Below are 26290 nucleotides of genomic sequence, written 5' to 3'. Positions count from 1 at the left end.
AATTGTTGTTATATTCTAGCTATTCCTGTTTCTTTAGCAACTCTAGCAACCTCTTTTGCCACAACTTCAGCTACTCTACTATCAAAAGCTCCTGGAATTATATACTCTTCATTTAGCTCTTCATCAGTTATAATGCTTGCTATAGCCTTTGCAGCTGCTATTTTCATTTCTTCTGTTATATCTGTAGCTCTAACATCTAAAGCTCCTCTAAATATTCCTGGAAATACAAGAACATTATTAATTTGATTAGGGAAATCTGATCTTCCTGTTGCTATTACTCTAGCTCCACCTTTTTTAGCTTCTTCTGGCATAATTTCTGGAATTGGATTTGCCATAGCAAATACTATTGCATCTTTATTCATTGTTGAAACCATTTCTGCATCCATAACATTTGGTGCTGAAACTCCTATAAATACATCTTTCCCCTTTATTATTTCCTTTAATGGTCCTTTTTCATTATTCTTATTTGTAACTAAAGCCATTTGAGCTTGTGCTTCATTCATCCATTCTTCTCCAACAGCAACGGCTCCTTGAATATTTACAAGAACAGCATTACCTACTCCTAATTGTAGAAGTAATTTACATATAGATATACCTGCTGAACCTGCACCATTTATAACTACTTCTGTATCTTTAATATCTTTTCCTACAAGCTTTAAAGCATTTATTAATCCTGCAGCTACTACTATTGCAGTTCCATGCTGATCATCATGAAAAACTGGTATATCTAATTCTTCCTTTAATCTTCTTTCTATTTCAAAACACCTTGGTGCTGATATATCTTCTAAATTTATTCCTCCAAATGTAGGTGCTAAATATTTAACTGTCTTAATTATTTCTTCTACATCCTTTGTATCTAAACAAATAGGAAAAGCATCAACCCCAGCAAATTCTTTGAATAATATAGCTTTACCTTCCATAACTGGCATTGCCGCTTCTGGTCCAATATCTCCTAAGCCTAAAACTGCTGTTCCATCTGAAACTACTGCAACTAAATTTCCTTTTGCTGTATATCTATATACATCTTCTTTATTTGCACTTATCTTTCTACATGGCTCTGCAACTCCTGGTGTATAAGCCGTACTTAACTCTTCTCTATTAGTTACTCTTACCTTTGAAAGTACACCCACCTTACCTTTGTTATTTTCATGCATTTCTAAACTTAATTTGTTATAATCCATAATATTCATCTCCTAAAGGTTAATTTGTTTTCTTGATATTATTCTACTGCTAACGTTTTCAAATTTATACTTTTAATAAGTATTGAAAACCTTTTGTAAGTAAAGTACATGTTAAAGATTTAACTAAAATTTATAGATTTTGAAATAATTTTACTATTTTTTATATAATAAATGAACTTGTTAACATTAATTATGTTTTCACTTTAACAATAATATATGTATCTAAAATATATTTTTTTAATTTTTTAAGTTATAATAACTAAATTATTGCCCTTATGGAAACTAAAAAGAGTGGATTATTACACCACTCTAATAAATCATCCTACATATTCCACTTATACTTTATACTAGGTCTTCCCCCTGTTTCGTAGTCTATTTCACTAGTTATTTCTTTTATTTCCATCATGTAATTCATATACCTTCTTATTGTAACTCTTGATAATCCTAAGCTATCAGCTATTTCCTCACTGGTATATAGTTTATTTTTATTATTCTCCATAAAGCTTCTAACATTTTTTAATGTTTTTTCTTGAAGTCCTTTTTTTATATTACAACTGTTTAAATTTATACTATTGCCAATAATTTTATCTATTTCCCCTTGATTTAATTTATTATTGGTATTAAACATTTTATACTTTTCAAGAAACTTATTTATTGCTTCAATAAATCTGTTATATTCAAATGGCTTTATTAAGTAATCTATAATTCCTAGTCTTAAAACTTCATCTATATTTTTGCTTTCATGTTCTGCTGTAACCATTATTACTTCTGTATTAATTTCTCTTCTTCTTATTTCTTTTAATAACTCTATGCCTGTTAATTTTGGCATATAAACATCTAGAATAACAAGATCTATATTATTTCTATTTAAAATTTCTAGTGCGTCTTTTCCGTTATTACATATCCTTGCAACTGTAAGCTCTTGAAAGTCTTGTATATATCTTTTATTAATATCAGCAACCATTGGATCATCTTCTACTATCAAAACCTTAATCATATTATTTCTCCCCACCTATTCTTATAGTAAAACAAGTTCCTACTCCTTCTTCAGTTTCTAAATTTATTTCTCCACCAACACTATCTACTATTTCTTTTATTAAATACATACCTATTCCAGTATTTCTTTTCTTTGTAGAGAATCCTCTTTTATATAAAGATAGTTTATGTTCTTCTTTAATCCCCATACCTGTATCATCAACCATTATTATTAATGATTTAGCATCTTCTGAAATAAGTAAATTTATTTCTTTTATTTCATCATCTTTTTCATTTATTGAGTCTATAGAATTTTCTAGTAAATTTCCTATTATAGTCACTAATGAATTACGATTTAAAAGCTTATTATCTCTATTTAAGCAACTATTATTATACAGTCTTAGCTTTATTCCTAGTTCTTTAGCTCTACTCATTTTTCCTAGTATTAATGCTGCTACTGTAGGCTCTTCTATTTGGTTCATAACAAGGCTTACTACTTCTCTCTGATCTTCTGTTATATCAACTATGTATCTTTTCGCATCTTCTATTCTATCTATTTGTATAAGTCCTAATATTATATGAAGCTTATTCATAAATTCATGAGTATTAGCTCTTAAAGCATCTATTATTTGATTTACTCCTGTTAGTTGTTCTGCAAGCCTAGTTACCTCAGTTTTATTTCTAAATATAGCTACAGCTCCCATAACTTTATCATTTTCTCTTATTAATATTCTATTACTTATAATTACCTTGTCATTTATTATCATATCCTTATTGTATTGACTTTCCTTATCTTTAATAACGTTTATTAACTCTGTCTTAGGAAATACATCAATTATATATTTTCCTTCTGGATTCTTTTCTTCTATATCTAGCATGTTAATAGCAGCACTATTAAAAAGCGTTACTATTCCTTCATGATTAATTGCTATTATCCCTTCTTCTAGGGTAGATAAAACTTCTTCTCTTTGTAAATACATTTTAGCAAATTCCTCTGGCTCGTGACCAAGTAATGACATCTTTATATTTCTAGAAAGATACATAGATACTATTATAGTTATACTGCATAAAAACCCAGCTACCATTATATATATACTAAGTATATCTATCTTAAGCTTATTTAAATTTTTAAGAAGAGTACTAGTCATAACAAAGCCTATTTGATTACCATTTTTATCTTTTATTGGAGCGAAAGCTCTTTTTTGATTTCCTAAAGTCCCTTTAGCTTCAGATATATAACTTTCCCCATTAGTTAATACTCTCTCCTCATCACCTCCAGTAAATGACTGCCCTATCTTTTCTTTATCTGGGTGATAATATCGTTTACCATTATTATCTGCAATAACAATAATATCAACATCATTTAACTTTGGTATTAAATCATCTATATATGTAATCAAATTATCCTTTACTTCATTATTTATTAAAGAATCTCTAACCATGTCTGATTTAGAAAGCATTTCAGAAACATTTTTTATATTGCTTGTAATATTTCTTTCTAATATGTTTACACTTAACATCAATGTTATGATTACTGTTACTGTTATTGCAATAGTTATTAATGTAACATTTATAAATGTTATTTTTCCTTTAAGAGATGCACTTTTCTTCTTATTTATTTGCATATTCTCCCCTCTTTAACATATTTTATTTCATTTTAAATACCCTATGATGTAGACTTTACTATAGTATTGTCTAAATTCATAGGGTAACTTTTAAATATTAATATCTATCATTATTCTTAATTTCGATATTAAATATTAAAGAATTCTGTAAATAATTTTATAGTGTAGTAGTTATCTTCTACTGCTGCTAATTCTCTTATTGAATGCATTGAAAGTAATGGTGCGCCCATATCCATAACTGGAATAGTTAAGTTAGCTGAAGTTATTGGACCTATAGTTGTTCCACCTCTTATGTCAGATCTATTAAAGAACTTTTGATATGGAACTTCTGCAGATGCACAAAGGCCTTCAAAAATAGCTGCATTATAGCTATCTGTACTATAGCTTCCAGATGCTGCACTCTTTAATACTGGGCCTCCTCCTAAAACTGGTCTGTTAGTTGGGTCATGCTTTTCTTCTGCATTTGGATGAACTGCATGAGCTAGATCTGCTGATATCATTATTGAGTTTGATAAAGCTCTATGGAATCCTTGTCTATCTTTTCCTAATGCTAGAGTTATTCTTTCTAAAATATTTAATAATAGCATTGAATTAGCTCCTTGAGCTGTAAGACTTCCTGTTTCTTCATTATCTATACAAACCATAACTTTAGTAAAGTTATTTACTTTACTATCTATTAACGCTTGAATACCTGTATAAACCATCCACATATCATCAAGTCTTCCTGAGGATATGAATTCTTCATTTAATCCTGTTAAGCATCCCTTTTCAATTTCATATAACCCTAAATCAAATCCTAATATTTCTTCTGAAGAAACATTTAGCTCTTCTGCTAAGAGCTTAACTAAATATCCATTTTTCTCAAACTTTTCATTTATTAAGCTTAATAATGGCAATGTATCCTTTTGTCTATTTATATTAAAGCCTTCGTTTACTGTTCTATTCATATGAATTGCAACACTTGGTATTATAAGAATTGGTTTATTAATATTTACAAGCTTTGTCTCTGGCTTAATAGCCGATTTTCCTTTTACTGTTACTTTTCCTGCTAATCCTAAAGGTCTATCAAACCATGTATAAAGAATTGGTCCACCGTAAACTTCAGTATTTAACTTTAAATACTTTCCTTCTGAAACCATCTCTGGATTTGCTTTTATTCTAAATCCTGGTGAATCAGTATGTGCTCCTATTAATCTAAATCCGTCTTTATCAATCTCTCCATTACCAGCTGTAAAAGCAATAAGAGCAGAATCATTTTTTATAACATAATACTTACCTTCTTTTTGTAAGTTCCATTCTTCACTTTCTTTTATTTCACTAAAACCATTTAAATCTAATCTTTCTTTAATAGTTTTAACTGAATGATATGCTGTTGGACTTTTATATAAAAAGTCTATTAAATCTAATGCTAATTCTTTTTTCATTTCAATTCCTCCTAAATTAAGACTATTAATATTATACCATATTTTTTAAATTTTCTTATGATTTATAAAATTAATTATAATTGAATTTAGTAAATTTTAGTATATAATAGTGATTATATCTATTTTGAATAGATCAATACTTTCCATGAAACAATATTAAATAGATAGGAGTGATACGGTGATTGCTAATTTTTTAGTTAAATCTTTCATAAAAAATAATGAAGATACAAAAAATCAAAAAGTTCGTAATGCTTATGGAACCTTAGGTGGAATTATAGGAGTTATAATAAACGTTATTTTATTTTTAATTAAATTTTCAGTAGGTATGTTGGTTGGATCAATTGCTGTTTCAGCTGATGCATTTAACAATTTATCTGATGCAGCTTCTTCAATAATAACCATAGTTGGATTTAAAATGGCAAGTAAACCTGCTGATGCTGAACATCCTTTTGGACATGGTAGAATAGAATATTTATCTGCACTATTAGTTGCCTTCATGGTAATGCTTGTTGGATTACAGTTTATAAAATCTTCAATAGAAAGAATTTTAAACCCTCAAGCAATAACCTTTGAAATAGTTCCATTTATACTACTTTTAGTATCAATTGGATTTAAAATATGGTTATCATCTTTTAATAAATTTATAGGTAATAAAATAAATTCTTCTGCTTTAAAAGCTTCTGCTGCAGATGCAATGGGTGATGTTTTCACATCTAGTACAGTTGTAATATCATTTTTAATTGCTAAATTTACAACACTTCCTATAGATGGATATATAGGTGTGTTTGTTGCATTAGCAATCTTATATGCAGGTTTTCAAATAGTAAAAGAAACATTAAATCCATTGCTTGGAGAGGCTCCAGATCCTGAACTTGTAAATGAGATATGTGAAAAAGTATTATCTTATCCTAATATTTCAGGAGTACACGATCTTATAGTTCATAATTATGGTCCCGGTAGAATAATTGCTTCTTTACATGCTGAAATCCCTTCAGATATAGATATAATGGAAATTCATAATGTAATAGATAAAGCTGAAAGAGAAATTTCTAAAGATCTTAATTTACATTTAGTAATACACATGGATCCTATTTGTGTTATTACAGATGAAATTAAAGAAACTTGGGACTTCGTAGAAAAAGTTCTTAGAAAATATCCAGAAATAAAATCAATGCATGATTTTAGAATAGTTGGTGAAGGTGAGATTAAAAACCTAATATTTGATATAGTTTTATCTTCAGCTGATTCTGGTAATAAAAAAGATCAAGAAAAAATGCTATCAAGCATTAAATCTTCTATAAAGAAAGAACATCCACAATATAACTGTGTTATAACAGTTGATTATGACTTTATGTAATACAATAAATTTTAAAGAGTTAAAGAATTAAAGAATTTGATAAATTCTTTTATAATTCTTTAACTCTTTCATTTTTTAACCCTTTAACTATTCTTCCTCATGTTTTCTATAAACTCTTCTGTTTTTTCATTTCCTGACTTTATAAATGCTAGTAGGCAAGCTCCTAAGTCTGGTGATAATTGTGGTTCCACTAGTTTAACATTGTATCCCTTTAATATGTTTCTCAATGGATTAAGTATTAAATCCCCACAATTAAATACTCCACCTGTATAAGAAACTTTTATCTCATCTTTTTTATCATAGTTCTTTAATAAGGCTTTTATCATTTCTCCAATTTCTATTGCTGCTTCATTAAATATTGCTATTGCTCCTTCATCCCCGCTTTGGGCTGCATCTGAGCATAATTTAGCGAGCTTAGCTATCCCGCCTCTATCACCTTTTATCTTTTCATTTACATAAGAAACTATTTCATAATCACTATTTAAGCTTAAATTAGTTTTAAATATTTCATATAAAGGAGCCTTATCTAACCTTCCATCACTTTCTTTGCTAAATAATGCTAGTGACTTTTTACCTATCCAATAAGCAGATCCTTCATCCCCTATTGAATATCCCCATCCACCGCATCTTAACACTTTCTCATCTTTTAAAGCCAACACTATGGATCCTGTTCCTGAAACAACATTTATTCCATCTTCTCCAACTAAAGCTCCTGCTATTGCAACTCTTACATCATTATTTAGAATATAATCCATTCCAGCAAATACTTTAGAAACAACTTCACTTATTTTATCTGCAATTTCTTTAACTATCCCATATCCAGCTAGCCCTAAATAACTTTTTGAAATTTGCTCTTTAGAAATATTACTAGACTCTATTATTTCTTTTAGTCCATTTCTTAATAATATTTCCAAATTATCAAAGCCTATTTGAGTTGGGTGAGAGGTTCCTTTTATAACTCTACTAATAACATTTCCATCTTTATTTATTAAAGTGAAACAGGTTTTAGTCCCTCCTCCATCTATCCCTAAAAAATACATAAATTGTCCTCCAATTATTTAATTAAGTTGAAGTTGAATTTTTGCCATGGTTTTATATAGTCTAGAATAAATATTTCCTCTTCCTTAATATGTCCTACTACATTTGATTTGCCACTGTTAACCATATCTGATAAAGCAATTTGTAGTTCTCCAGCATAATGTCCATATTCACTACTTTCTATTACTATATCACCTTTCTTAATTATTTCTGGTGCATTAAATAATTTAAAGTCATGTCCCTTATACTTAACTCTACTTTGAGTAGATCTAATTAAATTATCTGAGAAATCTCCACGATTAAAGTGTCTTTCTTCAAATAATATTTTTCTCTCTATTTCTGGAGTTGATTCTTCAAGATAAATATCGAAAGTAACCATATCTTTTCTCATAGAACCTAGCTTTTTCATTTCTTCTTCTGTTGGATAACAATTTGATATTATTATATCGTTTATATTGCCTAATGCTATTAAGTGCTTAGCTTGAACTTCTATTGGTAAATTACGGTGTAATTCTAAAGTTGGAAGTCCATCTGCAACAGGCCATGGACCAAATGTTCCTTCATTTTGACTTGTTATAAATGCTGCTGTTCTTAAACCATGCTTATTAAATTTTTCTGTACATTTCATAAAATGATCAAAATTTAATCCACTATATCTATGAGGATAAAAATTATGACAAGCAATTAAGTTATCTTTATTAGGCATAAAATCCATTATTGTATCTATATAATGAGTATTAATACTCATATTGATTTCAATTTTAAGATTTTCATCATTAAATGTCATTAATGATTCTTCTGAACCTGTGAATCCCATATCTAGTCTTAAGCCATCTGCTCCAATTTCCTTAAAGAAACTTAGGTCTTTATAACTTATACCTAACTCATTAAAGACTCTTGGACTAACATCAACTATTATTTCAAAGCCCTTTGATTTTGCGTATTCATTTGTCTTTCTAAATTTATTAGCTATATTTTCTTTAGTATCATTTACTGAAAGTAGACAGGAAAATATTCTGCTAAATCCGTTTTCACTTGCTGTATCTATATATTTATATATTTCTTCCTCTGTAGTTTTTTCTTGATAAATTGATATTCCTAATTTCCCCATAATATTCACCTCTAACTTTAGTTTAAAATAAAGTGGTGAATTTCTTCACCACTCTAAAAATTATTAATTTTATTAAGCTTGTTCACCTTGTTCTTCTTGTAATAATTTCTTATCATACATCATAGCAAATGGATAGTACATTGCTATTGATATTAAAATACAAATTATATTTAATACTGCAGCTCTCCAGTCTCCTCCTGTAGCTAGATAAGCTCCAATTGGTCCTGGTAACGTCCAAGGGGCAATCAATTGAACTCTATTGACTAATCCCCATGATGTAGCAAACCATGCTAAAGTACCTGTTACTAAAGGTGTAGTTATAAATGGTATAATTAATGTTGGATTTAATACTATTGGAGCACCAAATACTATTGGTTCATTTATATTAAATATACCTGGTACTAAAGCAGCTCTACCTATTGTCTTACCATAAGTAGATTTACTAAATATTGATAAAACTGTAATTAAACCTATAGTACATCCTGAACCCCCAATATATAAGAACCATTGGAAGAAAGGTTCTGCTGCTATTGCTGTTAAAGGAGCTCCAGCAGCTGCTGCAGCTGAGTTTTGTTCCAATAAAATTAACCATATTGGTCTTGCAATAGATCCAACTACTGATGCACCGTGAATACCAAATGACCAGAAGAAATCTTGTAAAATTGCTAATATCCAAACACTTGGTAAACTATCACTTGCAGATACAAGTGGAGCAACTATTTTTCCAATAAATCCATGCCAATCGAAATGAAGGTAATATGTTATAGATCCTATTAATAAAACTATAATTGCAGCTGGTGTTAAAGCTTCAAAACTTCTTGCAACAGATGCTGGAACTTGTTCAGGCATTGTAATCTTAAATCCACTCTTATTAGTAAATCTAAATATTTCAACTGCTAGTATTGATACTATAATACCAACGAACATTCCGCCTCCACCCATGTTTGCCATAGGCATTTGGAAACCTTGTGGTACTCCTTGATACCATTTTAAAAGATCTGCATTTCCTTTAACTATTTCCATTAATTCTGGAGTTAATGCAGCTGCACTCTTAGGAACAAGAGTTAAGAAAAATGCTGCTGCTGATAATGTACCACCAGTAACTCCATCAAGTTTATATGATCTAGCTAAACTATATCCTATACCCCAACATGCATATATTGTCATTATATACATTGTCATTCTAAACGGAAGCACTATAGTTGCCGCATTAGCTTTAAGAGTTTTGTAAATCCCCCAACTTTGTGGTAATGGTGGATTTGCAAGTATTAAGAAAAATGATCCTACAATAATTAATGGTAATGTAGCTATAATACCATCACGCACAGCACGTAAATGACGTTGCTCTGCCAATTTTGCCATTGGAGTAGATAACTTCTTGTCCAAGAAATCAGCAAAATGATTCATAATTTAATTCCCCCTTAGATAATAAAATAAAAAATAATTATTATTTCAAACTTACATTTAGTTTAAATTAACTTTCTGCAAGTTCTTTAACTTGTTTAAGTAGTTTTGGACCACCTAGTGGACTATATGCTTGAGGTTGTATTAAAGCACATGGAACCTTTGCTTCATCTGCATATGCTTTTAAATAATCAAAACGGTGTCTTACTTGAGGAGCAACCATTGCTACATCATATCCAGCTTTAACTTCTTCCTCAAACTCTTGTGTACTTACAGCTTTTACTTCCATATCTACACCATTTTTTTCAGCTTCTTTTTTAAGTGCATTTACTGCTATAGCACTTGACATACCTTGTGAACATACAAATAATACTTTCATCATAAATAATACCTCCAATTTTTTATTAATAATTTCAACAATCATTAATATTTTTTTATAATATCTTTCTTAATTAATATTATAAATCGTTTTCAAGAAATATTCAATGTTTTCTTTCATTTTTTTTAAAATTTTATGAAATATAATTTCATTTTTATATGAAAAACTTTAAATACAGCCATAGATAAGACATAATTCCCAATGAAAATGCAAAGAAAGCATAGCTTAACCAAAAAGACTTACAATATCCTTTTTTTGTTTCTATAAAATATCTTGAGTATGCAATAACAAAACTTGTTATAAATGTATTTCCTATTAACACCCCAAAATTAGTATTTACACCAAATATACTTAAAAACATTGGAAATATTATAGTTCCAACTACTCCACCTAAAAGTATCACTAAAGCACTTTTAAATCCAAAGGTTGGTATATTATAATCTGTTTTCTTAGCTCGCAACTCACTTGTAACAGAATTTCTTTTCATAAGCTTTAATACCTCCTTTTACTATAGACTTCATATATTTAAATTAATTACTTATCTGCTATCTTCTTATGTAACTTTATAATATGTTCTATTAATGTCTTAGCTTCAATAGCTGTCATTAAATGATCTTGAGCATGTACAAATAATACTGATACTTCAGTTTTTTCTCCTCTTGCTTCTGCTTGGATTATATCTGTTTGAATTTTATGAGCCTCTCCTAAACATACATCAGCTTCTTTTAATAATTCTTCTGCCTTTTCAAAATCACCATTTTCAGCTGCCATTAAAGCTTCATATGCTAATCCCTTAGCTGTACCACCTTGACTTATTATTTCGAAAATTATTAGTTCCATATTTTGTGCCATATATATTACCTCCTAATATAAGTTTTACGTTTACACTTAATCTTTTTCTTAGTATAATTATATTATACACTATTATTTTTTTATTTCAATATTTTTTTTATTTTTTGAAATTTTATTTTACAAAATAGGTATATTAATAAAAGAGTATAGAAATTCTACACTCTTTTATTCAAATTAATTATCAATACCATAGTACACTAATTTTTCTTTATACTTGTATAACTCTATTAAGTTTTTACTGTTTTTTTCAGCTTCCTCATAGTATGAGATTATATCTCTTACCCCCTCATAAAATCCTAAATGCACACTTTTTTTTAGCTTCCTTAATCCTTCATTTATAGTTTCTTCATTATTATCTATTTTTCCCTCTATAATTTCAATTTTTCCTTTTATAAATACACTTTTACCCTGTTCTAACAAATAATTTTTTCCGCATATATTATCTATTAAATTTTTAAATTCACTTATATCTCTTCCTCTTTTATATAGATAATACTCTAAATTAGAATAAGCTTTAATATATCCTGTAGAAATTGACTTTAAATAATATTCAACTGCCTCTTCTTCATTTTTATTAATTAGACCTTCTTCTGCTAATTCACCTAATAAATTAAGAGCTTTACCTTTATTTAATACTAACAATTCTTCTATATATTTGTTTACAGTTTCATTACACACTTCTACACCAATTCCCTTAGCATGATAATATGCTAACTTTATGTTTCCTTCAACTATGTTAATATCTCTTAATAAATAAGCTCCTTCTAAAGCTTTTTTATAATCTTTATCTATTCCTATTCCTTTTTCATGAATTTCTATTATATTTAACAACGCTTCTGTATTATACTTTTCAGCAGCTTTCCTATACCAAATTATAGCTTCTTTTGAATTTGCTTTAACAAATACCCCATGCTTGTACCAGTTTCCTAGCTTTATCATCGCCTTTTCAGATCCCTTTTCTGCAGCTTTTATGAAATATTTGAATGCTTCTTCATTGTTCTTTTCTACACACACTCCATAAACATGGAGCAATCCATAATAATATATTGCTTCTGTAACTTCATTATCCATAGCTTTAGTTATATATTGTAATAATTCTTCTTCATTTATATCTTTTTCATTTAATAAATCTAATAAATATTCACTTGCAAGAGCTTCTGCTGCATAATGAGATCCCTTTCTATAAGCTTTCTTCAAGTACTCTAAACCTTTTTCTCTATTCTCATTTAAATATGCAACCCCTATAACATATAAAGAATGTGGATCTTCTCCTTCTGTAGCTAACTTCATATAGTATAATGCTTTTTTCTTATCCATCTCTACTCCTTCACCATTATAGTAGATTATACCTAGCCTTTGAGTAGATTTTAAATCCCCGTTATTATGACCTTTTAAATAATTCAATAATGCCATTTCAAAATTATTATCTTCTTCATATAATTTTCCTACTTTATAATACAGTGCTATATTTCCTTCTTCTATGCTTTTAAAGTATAGTGAAAATGCCTTTTCTTTATCTTCATCTACATATAAACCCCAATAATACATATCTCCTAGACTGTCTAAACAATTTAGATCATTTTTTTCTGTTCCCTTTGATAAATAAAAGAAAGCTTTCTTATAGTCAGTTTCTATATGAGTTCCTTCTAAATATGATTGTCCTAAAACATAATAAGCGTCCTCAAAATCATTTTCTGCTGACTCCTCTAGCCAATAGTACGCTTTAAATATATTTTTTTCGCAACCCTCTCCGTTTTTATATAAATATGAAAGAGCATACTGAGCTGGTGCAAACCCATTTTCTGCGGCCTCTTTATACCACTTAAATGAACATTCTAAATTTTGCTCTACCTCTTCCCCTGAAAAGTACATATATCCTAAAGAATATTGAGAAAATGGATTTCCTTTTAAAGCTGCTTTTTTATACCAATATAGTGCCTTGTCTATATCCTTATCTCCACCATATCCTTTTTCAAAAAATAGTCCTAAATAACTTTCTGCATATTCACTTCCCTCTTCTGCTGCCTTTTCGAAATATTCTTTTGCTTTATAATAGTTCTTTCTAACATTTCTACCTAAATAATATAGTTCTCCAGCTAACAAATACTCTTCAGCTGAACTAGTTTCTTCTTCGCAACTTCCTTCTTCATATTCAGCTTCATCTAATAAATTTAATTCATCAAAATCGTCTACATGCTCTTCAACTTCATTATAATTTAAATATTTATCAAATATCTTTCTTTCATATTCACCTAGCCTATCATAAAATAATGAATAGTCTTCTTCACCACAATTTATAACTAACCAAACAGAAGCCTCATAAATTGCCTTTTGATCATATAATAATTCTGATAAATCTTTCTTTTTATCAACGTTTATTTCATAATCATTTAGCATATCTCCAATATAATATAAATCTTCTACATAATTTACTAGGTATTTCATAAGTTCATATGGAATTACGTCTTTTCTTGAAAGATATTTAATATTTTCTACTAATGAATTTTCACTGTTGTAAAATAACTTATTATTTAAATGTATTGTTATTATTATTTCCTTTATTGTTTTAATTAGTTTTAAGCATATATCTTCTAGATTTGTTTCTTCGTTTATTTTGTTTAAAATATAATATAAATCTTTAAATTCAAGTAATAAAAAACTAAAGTCAAATTTAAGTTTCATCATTCCCCCACAAACTCTATCTATTTAATTTCTTATTACTATTTTATTTAATTGAAATTTATATAGAACATTTAATTAACTATAAAATTCCTAAAAATGAAAGTGCTATCGCCATTATAAAGGTTATAAATATTAGCACTACTGGACTTATTTTTTTGTTTTTTATTAAGAAATACATTAATAGTGTGTACCCTAAAAAATAAAACCGGTCTTACTATAAAGCAAAACTGGTTTTATTTTTATAATTTCATTCCTTCAGTTTTCAAGTGGACATATGTAGGTTTGCGTTGACTTGGAGCAAAGCGACGAAATAAGCAAACTTACATATGTCCAATTTTTATTAAAGCACCTTAGATAAGAAATCTATAGTTCTTGGATTTTTAGAATTCGTAAATACTTCTTCAGGAGTTCCTTGTTCTACTATATTTCCTCCATCCATAAATAATATTCTATCTCCAACTTCCTTAGCAAAACCCATTTCATGAGTTACTACAACCATAGTCATTCCTTCTTTTGCTAAACTTTTCATAACATTTAATACTTCCCCGACCATTTCTGGATCTAATGCTGATGTAGGTTCATCAAACAACATAACATCTGGCTCCATAGCTAAAGCTCTTGCTATTGCTATTCTTTGTTTTTGTCCTCCAGATAAAGAAGCTGGATAAGCATCAGCTTTTTCTAATAGTCCTACTTTTGTTAATAAATCCTTTGCCTTTTTTTCTGCTTCATTCTTGGACATATTTTTAACTTTAATAGGTGCTATTGTTAGGTTTTCTAAGACAGTTTTGTGTGGGAATAAATTAAATTGTTGAAACACCATTCCCATTTTTTCTCTTATCTTATTTATATCAGTTTTTTTATCTGTAATACTTTTGCCTTCAAAAATTATTTCCCCATCAGTTGGTTCTTCTAATAAATTTAAGCATCTTAGAAAAGTACTTTTACCTGATCCTGAAGGTCCTATAACAACTACAACTTCACCCTTTTGTATATTTTCATTAATTCCCTTTAATACTTCATTGTTCCCAAAATATTTGTGTAAATTATTAACGTGAATCACCGGCCTTCATTCTCCTTTCTATATAATTCATAAGTCTTCCTAGTGAAAATGTCATAATAAAATAGAATACTGCTGCAACTATTAATGGTTCAAATCCTCTAAAAGTTACTCCTCTAACTACTTGTGCACCATACATAAGTTCACTAACACCTATTACAGATGCCATTGAAGACTCTTTAATTACAGTAACAAATTCATTACCTATTGCAGGTAATATATTTCTAACTGCTTGTGGCATTATTATAAGCTTCATTGCCGTAAATTGACTCATTCCTAAGCTTCTTGCAGCTTCTAACTGCCCCTTATCAACAGCTTCAATACCAGCTCTTATTATTTCTGAAACATAAGCTGCTGAATTTATAGATACTGCTATTATACCGGCTGTTAAAGCTGGTATATTAACACCTAAAAGTTCATCAAATCCATAATAAACTATCATGATTTGTAGAAGCATCGGAGTTCCTCTAATTATTTCAATATATATAGTTGCAATAGCGTTTAAAGGATTGATTTTCCATATTTGAAATTTTGATCTTTTCATAAAACATAATAAAGATCCTAAAATAACACCCATAAGTACGCTTATTAATGATATCAATAAAGTCCATTTAACACCATTTACAAAATATGGCATATATTCAGATAAGAAACTAAAATCTAAAGTCAAATTTTACACCCTTTCTCTTAACTTAAATTTAAAATTGACAATTGATAATTATTTTTACAATTCCATAAATTAAATTGCTTAACTTAATAAGAATATAATTCGTAATTGAAACATTATCAATTGTCAATAATTAATTAGTTTGCTTGCCCTGCTAAATCATTAGCATCTATTATAAATTTATCTAATAATTTTTCTTCTTTTATTCTTTTTATTGTGCTATTTAATTGTTCTGCAAATTCTGGTGAATCTTTCTTAATAGCAATAGCTGATCCACCTTCTGTATCTTTTAATTTTTCTTGTCCTACAACTAATTCTGGATTATTTTTAACTAGCATTTCAGCTACTGGTAATTCAACAACTAAAGCATCTATTTTTCCTGATTTCAATTCAAGAATTAAATCATTAACATTTGATAGTAATTGCATTTGAGCATCTGAAATTTTTTCTTTAGCTAAATCGGCTTGAATTGATCCCATTTGAGCTCCAACTTTTTTACCTTTTAGATCTTCAAATGTCTTATATTTATCTTTATCTTCAGCTCTTACCACCATTCCATGTTCTGCAACATAGTATATATCTGAAAAGTCTACAGCTTTTTTTCTTTCTTCAGTAGGACTCATTCCTGATATAACCATATCTATTTTCCCTGCTGGAACAGCTGCTACTAAAGAATCAAATTTCATATCTTTTATTTCTAATTCAACTCCCATATCTTTAGCTATTTCTTTAGCTATCTCGACATCAAAGCCTACTATTTCATCTTTTCCATCTTTCATAATATGAAACTCATATGGAGCGTAATCCGCACTTAGTCCAACAACTAATTTTCCTTTTTCCTTAACTTCTTCTAGCTTATTTGCAGATTTAGAATTTTTTCCCCCACAGCTTATTAAACCAAATGACATAACCCCAACTACAGTTACAGCTAATATTTTTTTTATTATTCCCTTTTTCATTTTTTAATCCCCCTCTTTATGATTAAATATGCAAATTGTCTTTCAAATAAACTAGCATAATTATACACCATATTTTTATTTTTATGCAATACTTTTTTTAAAATTTTTTTATATTTTTCATGAACCATGTTATTTCAGTAAACCCTCCTTACTTCTATACTTTTCTTATTAATAAAAATAAATTTCATAATATTTATTATTTTTCAAAACCTGAAAATTCATGTATTTTTATAAGTTGTTAGTTGTAAATTATACATAATATATAAGTTTGTAACACTTAATTACTGAAGCTATAGAAAATTGTATCTACTTTAACTAAATGAATGCACTTTATTAGAACCTATATATAAATTCAAATTTATTGTTTCACTTTTTTAATATAAGCATACATTATTATTGGAACTTAAATAAAAGAAGCAATAATTAGGAGTGATATAGTTGATTTACCAAAAAGAAAGGCATCTTTTTCCAGGGGGTAATACTTATAAAGGCTTTTACTCTTTTTATAAGTATATATTGACACAAGAAGATGCAAATAGAATTATATGCATAAAAGGTGGGCCTGGAACAGGGAAATCTTTTTTGATGAAAAAGGTTGGAGCTCATTTTAAGAATATGGGTTATTCAATCGAATATCACCACTGCTCTTCTGATAACAATTCCCTAGATGGAGTTGTTATAAAAGAACTTGGCCTTGCAATTCTAGATGGTACATCACCTCATATGGTTGATCCTATTCACCCAGGTGCTGTAGATGAAATTCTTAATATGGGGGATGCCCTTAACATTGATGCTCTTTCTTTAAACAAGAGAGAAATTATCGATGTTTGTAAGATTATTAGCAATAACTTTAAAAGGGCTTATACATTCTTAGCTTCAGCTAAGTATATCCATGATGATTGGAGTAGATTAAATTCTGAGGCTTTAGATTATAGTAAAATAGTAACAATTTCTGAGAGTTTAAAAGAAGAAATATTTACTAAGCAAAAGTCTGGTTTTGGTGATGAGAGACATTTATTTGCAACGGCATTTACACCTAATGGAATAATCACCTTTGCTAAAGATCTCACTTCTGAACTTAAGCGCAAATTCATATTAAAAGGCGGTCCTGGATTTAGCAAAAGCACTATTTTATTAGAAATAGGTAAGCTTGCTCAAAAGAAAGGCTACTTCGTGGAATATATGCATGATCCTTTTATACCCGAAAGAATTGAACACATTTTAATACCTGAAATATCTACTTGTGTATTAACTGAAAATGAAATTAGCCAAGCTTCTTTTAATGGTAAGACTTATAATATTGAAGATTTCTGTAATGCATCTATACTTTCAAGTAATAAAAGTGATGTAGATTATGATAAGCAAATTTTCTATGAGCTTACAAACAAAGCTTTATCTTACATCTCTGAGGCTCATAGAATTCATGATGAATTAGAAGCTTATTATATAAATGCTTTAGATTTTAATATGCTAGATAATATTTATGCTAATGTAATTAAAAAATTTGAAAAGTATATACCTCTATAAAATTTATAAATTAACTATATAGTAAAAGGAGTAGAACTGTAAAAACCCTACTCCTTTACTAATATATACTATTTCACTAAATTTACTATAAAAAATAAACTTATAATTGATATTATTATACATATTAATGAATACATATACTTTTCTCTACCTATCCTATAAAGAAAAAATCTTATTGCCCATAGCATCATAGTTACGCATATACCTATTTGTAATGGTAAGTATGAATTAAACATATGCATATTAATGAAATGGTATGTTGTTAAGAATGTAAGAACTATAATCACACTAGTTGCTATTGAAGCTAAAGTACATATTAGTGTAAAAAAATCCTTAAATCTAAATTTACTCATTTCTAATTACTCCTTTATTATCCCCTCAAAGTCCTCTTCACTTAGAACCTTTACTCCAAATTCAATTGCTTTATCTAACTTTGATCCTGCTTCTTCACCAGCTATTACAAAATCAGTTTTTTTGCTTACACTTCCTGAAACCTTAGCACCTAATAGTTCTAGTTTTGCTTTTATTTCTCCTCTAGAGTAATTTTTTAAAGTTCCTGTTACAACAACTGTTTTACCTTCAAAAGGACTGGCTATTATTTCTTGTTCTTCAAAACTTGTAGATACGCCAATCTCTAAAAGCTCATTTATTGTATTTAATGTCTTTTCTTCCTTAAAAAATTCTAAAACACATTTAGCAACTATTCCACCTACATCTTGAACAGATACTAAATCATCAAAGCTAGCATTTTTTAATCCTTCCAAAGATTTAAATTTATTAACTAAATCCTTAGCAGTTTTTACTCCAACATTAGGAATGCCTAATGAATATATAAATCTGTATAATTCACAATCTTTACTTTTTTCAACTGCCTCTAATAAATTTTGTGCTTTTTTAGGTCCAAACTTTTCTAACTGTACAAGCTCCTCTTTTTTAAGATTATATAAATCTGCAATTGATTTAATATCTAGCTTTTCAAATAACTGTTCAGCTGTCTTTTCTGAGAAACCTTCTATATTCATAGCATCTCTTGATGCAAAATGAACTATCGTTTTAACCATTTGAGGTTTGCATGAAAGAGTGTTTTCACAGAAATAATGAACTCCATTTTGTACTAAATGAGCTCCACAAGCTGGGCAAATTTCAGGAACATTTATTTCTTCTGTACTTTCTAAGGATTCTTCTACTACTCCCATTATTTCAGGAATAACATCATTAGATCTTCTTACAAAAACTTCTGCTCCTATTCTTACACCTTTTCTTCTTATATCATCTATATTATTTAAAGTTGCTCTTTTTACAGTTACTCCAGCAAGTTCTATAGGTTCTAAAATAGCTGTAGGACCAACCCTGCCACTTCTACCAACATTCCATTCTACATCTAAAAGCTTTGTTGTGGCTTCTTGTGCTTCAAATTTATAAGCTATTGCCCACTTAGGAAATTTCACTGTATATCCGATAAGCTCTCTTGTTCTTATATCATCTATTGCAATAACAACACCATCAATATCATAATTTAAGTCAAATCTACTATCATTTATATAGTTAATTTCCTTTTCTATTTCTTCAACTGTAGTACAGTATTTAACATAGCTATCCATAGGTAAGCCTTTTCCCTTTATGAAATTTAACATTTCTTCATAAGTCTTAAAGGGTTCCCCTTCTTTATAACCTACATCATAGAAAAAAGCTGAAAGATTTCTCTTAGCGGTTTCTTTTAAATTAAGGTTTCTTAAAGCTCCTGCAGCACCATTTCTTAAATTCTTAAGAGGAACATCAGCATTTTTATTGTAATTTTCAAAGGCCTCTGTAGTCATTATAGCTTCACCATGAACTTCAAACAAATCCTCTGAGGATATTTTTAATGGTACTGATTTTATAGTTTTAACTTGAGCTGAAACCTCTTCTCCAACTTCTCCATTACCTCTTGTAGCAGCAGATACTAATATTCCATTTTCATCATAAGTTAAGTTAACTGTTAATCCATCAAATTTCTTTGTTAATACATATCTTGGTTCTGGTAAATTTTCACCTCTAGAATTCATTTCTTTTATAAATTTAAGATTTCTATTATGCCAATCTTTTAATTCTTCTAAACTTTGAGCCTTATCTAAGCTCCAAAGCCTTGATTTATGAGTGTATTTATTAAATCCTTCTAATATTCTATCTCCAACTCTTAAAGTAGGTGAATATGAAAGAATATAGTTTGTTTCTTCCTCTAGTTTTCTAAGTTCATCATACTTTTTGTCATAATCTTTATCAGATATTGATGAATTGTCTAAGGAATAATACTCATAAGCATATCTATTTAATTCTTCTACTAATTCCTCTATTCTTTGCTTTTTATCCAAATAGAACACCCCTTTTTATAAAATTTCCAATTTAATACATATAATTAATGAGGCTAATTCATCATTTAATAATTTTAAGTGAAGAAATATAAGTTGGCGAAGATAAATAGAATATGTGAAATAAGCCTAGTACTTCTTCGCACAGCTATTTAGCTTATGGAACATATCTATTTATCGTAGCCTTTATATTCACAATTTATTACATTAGTTCTAGGTTTGCTAATGATAACATTAATATCTTTATTCCTTGATTATCAAAAGCTATTGTAAGCTTTTTATCATTTCCTGTATTAGCTATTGATACTACTGTTCCAATTCCAAACTTGCTATGTTTTACTTTTCTTCCTATAGTTATCTCATCATCTGAAAGAGATGATTCTATATTTTGTGACTTAGGTTTTGTCATTTGTACTGAATTACCTCTTAAGCTATGTGGATTATTATATCTATTATCTCTTGGAAACATTGTAGCTCTAGCTGTTTGTGCTGAATTATTTCCTGAAACATATTCCTTTAAATCGCCTTTTATTTCTGCTATAAAATCTGATTGAGGGTAGGCAACTGTTCTACCAAATTGTCTTCTAACCTCTGCTGAAGTCATAAATAGTTGTTCTTTTGCTCTTGTTATCCCAACATAACATAATCTTCTTGATTCTTCCATTTCTGCTTCACTTTCAAAGGATGCATTACCTGGGAATATTCCATTTTCCATTCCAACCATGAAAACTACTGGAAACTCTAGCCCCTTAGCACTATGAACAGTCATTAAAACTATAGTGTCATCTTCCGCTTCTAGCTTATCTGTGTCTTGAACCAAGGAAACTTTTTCTAAGTATGCTGACAAACTCTTATCTTCACTACTTCTTTCAAAATCAACAGCATCAGAAACTAATTCTTTTAAGTTTTCTATTCTACTTTTATCTTCTATTTCCTTTGATTTTTCTAGCTCTAATATATACCCTGTTTCCTTCAATATAGTTTCTATTAAAGTAGATACAGGCATTACTTCGCTCATTTCCATTAATTTATCCATCATTTCCATAAACACTTCTATTCCTCCGCAATTTCTTGCAGTTAATGTAGGAATATTTCTTACGGTACTTAAAGCATCCCATAATGGCAATTCATAATCATCAGCGAAATCTACAACTTTATTTACTGTAGCATCTCCAATCCCTCTCTTTGGAACATTTATAATTCTTCTTAAGCTTACACTGTCAGTTGGATTAACTAGAACTTTTAAATATGAAAGCATATCCTTAATTTCTTTTCTATCATAGAATCTAGTTCCACCTAAAATTTTATAAGGGATTTCTTTTCTTCTTAGGCCTTCTTCAAATATACGTGACTGAGCGTTAGTTCTATAGAGAATTGCAAAATCCTTATATTTCTTATCTTCAGCTTCTTTTATTTTATTTATTTGGGTTGCAACAAAATCACCTTCATCACTATCTGAATAGGCTCTATATACCTTAATTTTGTTTCCTGATTCTTGCTCTGTTCTTAATACCTTACTTTTTCTATTTGCATTATTTACTATAACTACATTAGCAGCATCTAATATATTACCTTTTGAACGATAATTTTGCTCAAGCTTAATTACTTTAGCATCAGGATAATCTTTTTCAAAGTCTAATATATTTCTTATATCTGCTCCTCTCCACTGATAAATACATTGATCATCATCTCCAACAACACATATGTTCTTATATTTATCTGCTAGAAGTCTAATCAACTCATATTGAACCTTATTAGTATCTTGATACTCATCTACCATAATATATTGGAATTTTCTTTGATAAAACTCCAATGTTTCTTTATCATTTTTAAATAACTCTACAGTTTTAAATATTAAATCATCAAAATCTAAAGCGTTATTTTCCTTTAATCTCTTTTGATACATTTCATAAACATCTGCTATTTTCTTTTCTCTAAAATTACTTTCATTCTCTCTCATAAAACTTGCAGGGCTTTGCATATTATCCTTAGCCTTACCTATTTTACTCATGATTTCTTGTTCAGTTATATCTTTATCATTTATATTTAAAGCTTTCATACACTCTTTTATAAGTGTCTTTTGATCTGAAGTATCATATATTGTAAAACTCTTTTTATATCCAAGCTTTTCTATTTCTCTTCTAAGTATTCTTACACAAGTTGAGTGGAATGTAGAAATCCACATATCCTCTGCTCTTTCTCCTATTAAAGCCTTGACTCTATCCTTCATTTCCTTTGCTGCTTTATTAGTAAAAGTAATAGCTAGTATCTTATATGGTAAAACTCCTAAATCTTCTATCATATGGGCCATTCTGTGTGTCAAAACTCTGGTTTTTCCTGAACCAGCTCCTGCTAATATTAGCACTTGACCATCTATAGTAGTAGCCCCTTCATATTGTTCTTTGTTAAGTAATGACTTTAAATCCATCTATACAGACTCCTTTCATATTACCAACATATTATAACATACATATCATTTATATTGTTGCCTAAAAGCACTAAATAGATTATATCAAATATATTATCCTAATCATAAAAAATAGATATACCATTTAAAAATCACAGTATATCTACTTTACTATTTATTTAATTTATAAACACTTTAATTTCATAATAAAATCTATATATAATTTCTAATAACTAAGAAATTATAGCATTTACACTTTTTATTTTTTCTTGATTTAATTTATTAAACCACCATATAGTATATACTACACCAAATACTAAGTTTAATATACCTATTATAGGAATTATACTTTCATTTCTCCATGCTTCTGAACCCATTATAGGTGCAAACACATCTCCAAATGTTCCTCTTATAAACATATGAATTGCTAATGTGTAAATTCTTGCATGCAACCATAAATCTGACCTTTTTCTAATTAAAGAATAAATTTCTGGAACTATTAATATACAAATAGAGCTTGCAAAGAATCCTGTATTTTCTGCATAAACGAATCCAGCATTCCAAGTAGTATAGAATAAGCACCACATTAATGGAAGATCACTAATAAGTTCTGCAAAGCCTTCTTTAGATCCAAATCTCCAATGCTTTGGTGGAAATGGTATTGTTATGGCACATAGAATACCTGCTCCAAAGTTAAAATAATTTCCTAATGTAAGGTCTTTAATAGAAGCCTCTAATATGTTTAGAAAAAGTACTACATAAAAAAACCATAATACCCAATTCTTTTTTAAAAAACTTAAACCTTTGTCTTTATATTTATTACTCATTCTACAAATATTAACAAAGCATGTTGGAATAATAACTATTAATACTTTACCTAATCTAAACCAATCATTTCCGAAGGTCTTAATCCAAAAAGGAAAAGCTAATATTGCTAGAACACCTACAACTGTAGTAGTTTTAAGATACTTTCTAGCTAATTCTACTAATAAGTATAAAACAGCAATATATGCAGTCATAGAAATTAAATATTGCCACCATGGTATAATTTTCATAATAATCCTCCATAAGTTTATTATTGTATATTTTTCCTATTTAATTATACTACGTTTAACTAGCTAGTCAATAAATTTTAAATGTGATTCCAAACTTGCAATTATGATAGATCTAGGAATTTTATATTTCATATATTTTTTTAAAATATATACATATTGCAATTTTTTTGGTTTCATAAACTCATTTTCCATCTTATTATACATTTTCATTCAAATTTTATTATGATTTAACACTTAAATTTTAATCGTTTTCTATTATTAAAATAGTAAATCCTCCACATCAGTAAGCGATTTCATCTGTTTTTTTCCAAACAAAAAACGCAACCCTTGGGGCCAGGTTGCGCTTTAGCAATAAGCAATAAATAAAAAGGGGGCTATTTATTCCTTTTATTTATCCTTGCAGAATTATTATAGTGTATCTTTTTCTAAAATGCAAGATATTTTGAAAATATTACTGTAAACCCGATTCATTTATGAATGTTTAAGCTTCATTTTAATTAAATATTCGCTAAAAACTCTTTAAAATAGAGACTTCTTCTTCTGTTAACTCTCTATATTCGCCTTCTTCCAGATCATCATCCAGCTTTAAAGTTCCAAATTCAACCCTTTGTAGATAGGTAACACTTTTATCGACAGCTTCAAACATTCTCTTTACTTGATGATACTTTCCTTCTTGAATAGTAATCATAACCTCTGAACCTTCTTCAGATGCTTCTATAATTTCAAGCTTAGCTTCTTTACAAGTGTATCCATCATCTAAAGTTATACCACTTTTAAATTTCTTTATATCTTCATCAGTAACTTTTTTATTTATCTTAGCATAATAAATCTTGTCAACTTTCCATTTTGGAGATATTAATCTATGATTCAGATCACCATCATTAGTTAATAGTAGCAATCCTACAGTATCTTTATCTAATCTTCCAACTGGAAAAGGATTAAATACTTGATGTTCTATTTCTAATAAATCAATAACTGTTTCATCTCTATTATCATGAGTTGCAGAGACTACTCCATCTGGCTTATTCATCATTAAATATATGTATTTTCTATAAAATATTTCTTCTCCATTAACACAAATCTTATCTTTCTCTGGATCTACTTGCATTCCATTATCTTTAACTAATTCCCCATTTACCTCTATAAGACCTTTTCTTATCGCTTGCTTAAGTTCTTTTCTTGTTCCATATCCTAAATTAGCTAAAACTTTATCTAATCTTTCCATTTAAGCACCTTCCTTCTCAATTAATATGTTGAGCCTTTACGATTTATTTTATTACTTTAATAGGAGATAAACAAGTGGAAATAGTCAAAATTAAAAAAAGTAGATAAACTTATAAGAATTTATCTACTTTCTTCCTTTATACTTTAAGTAATCTTAATTATTTAATAAGGACCTAACGTTTTGTTAGGTCCTTATTACTTAAAATTAATTTAATTTAATAAATCCATAACTAAGTATTGTTTATTAGTCATATCTTACTTCTTTTATTCATTACTACTATAATGTCTATAATTATCTAATATTTTCGGAACATAGTTTTGAGTTTCTTGTGGCATCTTATATAAATCACTAGGTGACTTTACTCCTCTTCTTTCCATTGTTCCTGGCCCACCATTATATGCCATAAGAGCCATCTCTAAATTTCCACCGAACATATCTAAGTATTCTTTAATGTGTCTTACTCCAGCTTCTACATTTTGATTTATATCAAATGGGTTTGTTACTCCATAAGCTTCTGAGTTAAAGTCCATTAATTGCATAAGTCCTTTTGCTCCTGCATATGAAACTGCATTAGGATTAAAGTTTGATTCTTGCTTTATTATTGAAAGAACTAAAGCTCTATCCACTCCATATTTACTGCAATATTTATCAACAGCTTCATATATTTTTTCCACATCATTTCCTGATTCTTTACTTATATCTTTACTTAACTCATTAAAGCTTATGTTAGAACTTGTATTATTATTTCCTACTCCTTCTAACAATTCTTCTTCTTTTTGTACTGTCTCAGACCTAAATCTAAGGGGTATTTCTTCAAGCTTCTGTCCTGCCCCTGTAGGTGTATAACTTCTTGTATTTTCTTCATTATCACTAGCTGAAGCCTTAGCTTCATTATTCTTTAATAAAGCTTCATATACTATCTCAAATTCCGGGCCATCACCCATAGCTTTTTTTAAAACTTCTTTACTAATCATGTTTCCCATAAATTCTTCTACTTTAGGAATATTCACTTTT

The 26290-nt window shown here is 28.7% G+C and carries 22 protein-coding genes and 1 pseudogene; 2 read left to right on the top strand and 21 right to left on the bottom strand.

Going from position 1 to position 26290, the window contains the following annotated elements; genetic code table 11:
* Positions 1 to 8 precede the first annotated feature (8 nt).
* The 4 genes from ACH36K_RS04285 to ACH36K_RS04270 form a co-directional block, all read right to left on the bottom strand.
* The gene (locus tag ACH36K_RS04285) at positions 9 to 1181 is read right to left on the bottom strand and encodes an NADP-dependent malic enzyme (RefSeq protein WP_411169722.1); all 1173 of its coding nucleotides are present in this window, start codon (positions 1179 to 1181) and stop codon (positions 9 to 11) included.
* A gap of 322 nt (positions 1182 to 1503) precedes the next feature.
* Positions 1504 to 2178, bottom strand: coding sequence for a response regulator (locus ACH36K_RS04280; protein ID WP_411169721.1), 675 nt, complete (start codon positions 2176 to 2178; stop codon positions 1504 to 1506).
* 1 nt (position 2179) lies between these two features.
* Positions 2180 to 3781 (bottom strand): ATP-binding protein, encoded by a 1602-nt coding sequence (locus tag ACH36K_RS04275; protein ID WP_411169720.1) that lies wholly within the window; start codon positions 3779 to 3781, stop codon positions 2180 to 2182.
* A gap of 128 nt (positions 3782 to 3909) precedes the next feature.
* On the bottom strand, positions 3910 to 5205 hold the full coding sequence (locus ACH36K_RS04270; protein ID WP_411169719.1) for a M18 family aminopeptidase: 1296 nt from the start codon (positions 5203 to 5205) through the stop codon (positions 3910 to 3912).
* Positions 5206 to 5383: 178 nt separating this feature from the next.
* On the opposite strand from ACH36K_RS04270, the gene ACH36K_RS04265 reads away from it, so the two are divergent.
* The gene (locus ACH36K_RS04265) at positions 5384 to 6562 is read left to right on the top strand and encodes a cation diffusion facilitator family transporter (RefSeq protein WP_411169718.1); all 1179 of its coding nucleotides are present in this window, start codon (positions 5384 to 5386) and stop codon (positions 6560 to 6562) included.
* A gap of 83 nt (positions 6563 to 6645) precedes the next feature.
* Here ACH36K_RS04265 and ACH36K_RS04260 read toward each other — a convergent pair whose 3' ends face one another.
* The 11 genes and pseudogenes from ACH36K_RS04260 to ACH36K_RS04210 form a co-directional block, all read right to left on the bottom strand.
* Complete coding sequence (locus ACH36K_RS04260; RefSeq protein ID WP_411169717.1) at positions 6646 to 7602, bottom strand: N-acetylglucosamine kinase; 957 nt, start codon at positions 7600 to 7602, stop codon at positions 6646 to 6648.
* 14 nt (positions 7603 to 7616) lie between these two features.
* A complete protein-coding gene (locus tag ACH36K_RS04255; RefSeq protein ID WP_411169716.1) occupies positions 7617 to 8711 on the bottom strand; it encodes a DUF871 domain-containing protein in 1095 nt (364 codons plus the stop codon).
* A gap of 72 nt (positions 8712 to 8783) precedes the next feature.
* On the bottom strand, positions 8784 to 10118 hold the full coding sequence (locus ACH36K_RS04250; protein ID WP_411169715.1) for a PTS sugar transporter subunit IIC: 1335 nt from the start codon (positions 10116 to 10118) through the stop codon (positions 8784 to 8786).
* A 67-nt stretch (positions 10119 to 10185) separates the two neighbouring features.
* Positions 10186 to 10494, bottom strand: coding sequence for a PTS sugar transporter subunit IIB (locus ACH36K_RS04245; protein ID WP_322412841.1), 309 nt, complete (start codon positions 10492 to 10494; stop codon positions 10186 to 10188).
* 154 nt (positions 10495 to 10648) lie between these two features.
* Positions 10649 to 10981, bottom strand: coding sequence for a hypothetical protein (locus tag ACH36K_RS04240; RefSeq protein WP_411169714.1), 333 nt, complete (start codon positions 10979 to 10981; stop codon positions 10649 to 10651).
* A gap of 47 nt (positions 10982 to 11028) precedes the next feature.
* Positions 11029 to 11346 (bottom strand): PTS lactose/cellobiose transporter subunit IIA, encoded by a 318-nt coding sequence (locus ACH36K_RS04235; RefSeq protein WP_322388348.1) that lies wholly within the window; start codon positions 11344 to 11346, stop codon positions 11029 to 11031.
* 174 nt (positions 11347 to 11520) lie between these two features.
* Entirely contained in the window at positions 11521 to 14028 is a 2508-nt protein-coding gene (locus tag ACH36K_RS04230) for a tetratricopeptide repeat protein (RefSeq protein WP_411169713.1), read from the bottom strand.
* Between the two features lie 79 nt (positions 14029 to 14107).
* Positions 14108 to 14212, bottom strand: a pseudogene (locus ACH36K_RS04225) (PTS N-acetylgalactosamine transporter subunit IID); the annotation flags it as partial.
* Positions 14213 to 14368: 156 nt separating this feature from the next.
* Positions 14369 to 15091 carry an amino acid ABC transporter ATP-binding protein gene (locus ACH36K_RS04220; RefSeq protein ID WP_411169712.1) on the bottom strand — a complete coding sequence of 241 codons (723 nt, stop codon included), beginning with the start codon at positions 15089 to 15091 and terminating at the stop codon, positions 14369 to 14371.
* Positions 15078 to 15725 carry an amino acid ABC transporter permease gene (locus ACH36K_RS04215; RefSeq protein WP_411170652.1) on the bottom strand — a complete coding sequence of 216 codons (648 nt, stop codon included), beginning with the start codon at positions 15723 to 15725 and terminating at the stop codon, positions 15078 to 15080. Before ACH36K_RS04215 ends, ACH36K_RS04220 begins: the two co-directional genes overlap by 14 nt.
* A 167-nt stretch (positions 15726 to 15892) precedes the next feature.
* Positions 15893 to 16714 (bottom strand): ABC transporter substrate-binding protein, encoded by an 822-nt coding sequence (locus tag ACH36K_RS04210; RefSeq protein ID WP_411169711.1) that lies wholly within the window; start codon positions 16712 to 16714, stop codon positions 15893 to 15895.
* 438 nt (positions 16715 to 17152) lie between these two features.
* Here ACH36K_RS04210 and ACH36K_RS04205 point away from each other — a divergent pair, with 438 nt between their 5' ends.
* The gene (locus ACH36K_RS04205) at positions 17153 to 18241 is read left to right on the top strand and encodes a PRK06851 family protein (protein WP_411169710.1); all 1089 of its coding nucleotides are present in this window, start codon (positions 17153 to 17155) and stop codon (positions 18239 to 18241) included.
* 68 nt (positions 18242 to 18309) lie between these two features.
* Here the strand turns inward: ACH36K_RS04205 and ACH36K_RS04200 are convergent, their stop codons facing one another.
* The 6 genes from ACH36K_RS04200 to ACH36K_RS04175 form a co-directional block, all read right to left on the bottom strand.
* Entirely contained in the window at positions 18310 to 18594 is a 285-nt protein-coding gene (locus tag ACH36K_RS04200) for a hypothetical protein (protein WP_411169709.1), read from the bottom strand.
* Between the two features lie 6 nt (positions 18595 to 18600).
* Positions 18601 to 20592 (bottom strand): NAD-dependent DNA ligase LigA, encoded by a 1992-nt coding sequence (gene ligA, locus ACH36K_RS04195; RefSeq protein ID WP_411169708.1) that lies wholly within the window; start codon positions 20590 to 20592, stop codon positions 18601 to 18603.
* A gap of 199 nt (positions 20593 to 20791) precedes the next feature.
* A complete protein-coding gene (pcrA, locus tag ACH36K_RS04190; RefSeq protein ID WP_411169707.1) occupies positions 20792 to 23017 on the bottom strand; it encodes a DNA helicase PcrA in 2226 nt (741 codons plus the stop codon).
* 212 nt (positions 23018 to 23229) lie between these two features.
* Positions 23230 to 24051 (bottom strand): DUF5692 family protein, encoded by an 822-nt coding sequence (locus tag ACH36K_RS04185; protein ID WP_411169706.1) that lies wholly within the window; start codon positions 24049 to 24051, stop codon positions 23230 to 23232.
* Between the two features lie 508 nt (positions 24052 to 24559).
* Positions 24560 to 25276: a pseudouridine synthase gene (locus ACH36K_RS04180; protein WP_411169705.1), complete on the bottom strand. Its 717-nt coding sequence runs from the start codon at positions 25274 to 25276 to the stop codon at positions 24560 to 24562.
* Positions 25277 to 25539: 263 nt separating this feature from the next.
* On the bottom strand, positions 25540 to 26286 hold the full coding sequence (locus ACH36K_RS04175; RefSeq protein ID WP_411169704.1) for a lytic transglycosylase domain-containing protein: 747 nt from the start codon (positions 26284 to 26286) through the stop codon (positions 25540 to 25542).
* Between the last annotated feature and the right edge of the window lie 4 nt (positions 26287 to 26290).

Origin of the sequence: Clostridium sp. MB05, from assembly GCF_046581255.1 — a bacterium.
Taxonomy (GTDB): domain Bacteria; phylum Bacillota; class Clostridia; order Clostridiales; family Clostridiaceae; genus Clostridium.
This window is presented reverse-complemented; position numbering and strand designations above follow the sequence as displayed.

Coding starts and splice junctions, on each gene's coding strand:
- ACH36K_RS04285 (WP_411169722.1), bottom strand. CDS start 1,181: ATGGATTATAACAAATTAAGTTTAGAAATGCATGAAAATAACAAAGGT.
- ACH36K_RS04280 (WP_411169721.1), bottom strand. CDS start 2,178: ATGATTAAGGTTTTGATAGTAGAAGATGATCCAATGGTTGCTGATATT.
- ACH36K_RS04275 (WP_411169720.1), bottom strand. CDS start 3,781: ATGCAAATAAATAAGAAGAAAAGTGCATCTCTTAAAGGAAAAATAACA.
- ACH36K_RS04270 (WP_411169719.1), bottom strand. CDS start 5,205: ATGAAAAAAGAATTAGCATTAGATTTAATAGACTTTTTATATAAAAGT.
- ACH36K_RS04260 (WP_411169717.1), bottom strand. CDS start 7,602: ATGTATTTTTTAGGGATAGATGGAGGAGGGACTAAAACCTGTTTCACT.
- ACH36K_RS04255 (WP_411169716.1), bottom strand. CDS start 8,711: ATGGGGAAATTAGGAATATCAATTTATCAAGAAAAAACTACAGAGGAA.
- ACH36K_RS04250 (WP_411169715.1), bottom strand. CDS start 10,118: ATGAATCATTTTGCTGATTTCTTGGACAAGAAGTTATCTACTCCAATG.
- ACH36K_RS04245 (WP_322412841.1), bottom strand. CDS start 10,494: ATGAAAGTATTATTTGTATGTTCACAAGGTATGTCAAGTGCTATAGCA.
- ACH36K_RS04240 (WP_411169714.1), bottom strand. CDS start 10,981: ATGAAAAGAAATTCTGTTACAAGTGAGTTGCGAGCTAAGAAAACAGAT.
- ACH36K_RS04235 (WP_322388348.1), bottom strand. CDS start 11,346: ATGGCACAAAATATGGAACTAATAATTTTCGAAATAATAAGTCAAGGT.
- ACH36K_RS04230 (WP_411169713.1), bottom strand. CDS start 14,028: ATGAAACTTAAATTTGACTTTAGTTTTTTATTACTTGAATTTAAAGAT.
- ACH36K_RS04215 (WP_411170652.1), bottom strand. CDS start 15,725: ATGCCATATTTTGTAAATGGTGTTAAATGGACTTTATTGATATCATTA.
- ACH36K_RS04210 (WP_411169711.1), bottom strand. CDS start 16,714: ATGAAAAAGGGAATAATAAAAAAAATATTAGCTGTAACTGTAGTTGGG.
- ACH36K_RS04200 (WP_411169709.1), bottom strand. CDS start 18,594: ATGAGTAAATTTAGATTTAAGGATTTTTTTACACTAATATGTACTTTA.
- pcrA (WP_411169707.1), bottom strand. CDS start 23,017: ATGGATTTAAAGTCATTACTTAACAAAGAACAATATGAAGGGGCTACT.
- ACH36K_RS04185 (WP_411169706.1), bottom strand. CDS start 24,051: ATGAAAATTATACCATGGTGGCAATATTTAATTTCTATGACTGCATAT.
- ACH36K_RS04180 (WP_411169705.1), bottom strand. CDS start 25,276: ATGGAAAGATTAGATAAAGTTTTAGCTAATTTAGGATATGGAACAAGA.